Origin of the sequence: Paraburkholderia sp. BR14312, from assembly GCF_040948675.1 — a bacterium.
GTDB classification, from domain to species: Bacteria; Pseudomonadota; Gammaproteobacteria; order Burkholderiales; family Burkholderiaceae; genus Paraburkholderia; species Paraburkholderia nodosa_A.
Map to the genome: position 1 here is coordinate 1 of NZ_JBFPKI010000066.1, position 818 is coordinate 818.

Genomic DNA, 818 nt, shown 5'->3' on the forward strand with positions numbered 1-818 from the left:
GCTACCGCCTCCAGTTGCTCAATCTCCGCCTGTTCTTCGGCCGTGAAATTGCGCACCCTGGGTTTGCTGCGGTTGTACGCCTGCGTCACGCTCCAGCTCATGTCGGGCACGATCTTCACAAACGACCAGCCCTCGTCGCGGAGCTGTTGCGCAACGCCTTCGAGCTTCCCGGCGGCGAGTGTTTGCATCAGTTGATCGTCCGCGATATAGCCGCTGTCGGGCGCACCGAACAGATCGCGCACGACCTTGCCGCCTGCGGCCTCGTATGCATCCAGGCCGACAAATTTCGCCGCGCGGTCGGAGCCCGTGGACTTCGCGCCTTTCATCAGTGCTTCACGCAGGTGGTGGGCATCGCGCAGCCATGAGTGCGTCGCTGAATTCCAGACTTTCTCCTGCAGCTTGTGATCGTCGACGAGCGTGAAGGCCTGCAACTGCTCGAGAGTCATCTCACCTGCGCGGTAAAGGGCGATCAGCTTGGGCGACACCTTGGCGAGCAGCAGCCGGCGGCGTACGACAAGCGGCGTGACACCGAACTGAGCGGCGATGTCTTCGATGGGCGTGCCATCGTTCGTGAGAGCCATGAAAGCTTCAAACTCGTCAGCCGGATGCATCGACTCGCGTTCGGAGTTGGCGGCTATGCTGGCGGACAGCGCGCGCGCGTCGTCCGTCACCATGCAGTACACCGCGTGATCAGGCTTGACGTGGCCCTGCGAGAGCAGCAGCCCGAACGCGCGCAGCCGTCGGCCGCCGTCGGCCACGCCATAGTCGTCGCCATCGGGGTGCACGACCATGTTCTGCAGCTGACCTTGCGATCGCAG

The 818-nt window shown here is 63.4% G+C and carries 1 protein-coding gene; it reads right to left on the bottom strand.

Annotated features, from left to right (window positions below; translation table 11 throughout):
- On the bottom strand, positions 1–758 hold a 758-nt coding region (locus tag AB3X98_RS42015), incomplete at its 3' end, for a ParB/RepB/Spo0J family partition protein (RefSeq protein WP_368607205.1).
- Positions 759–818 lie beyond the last annotated feature (60 nt).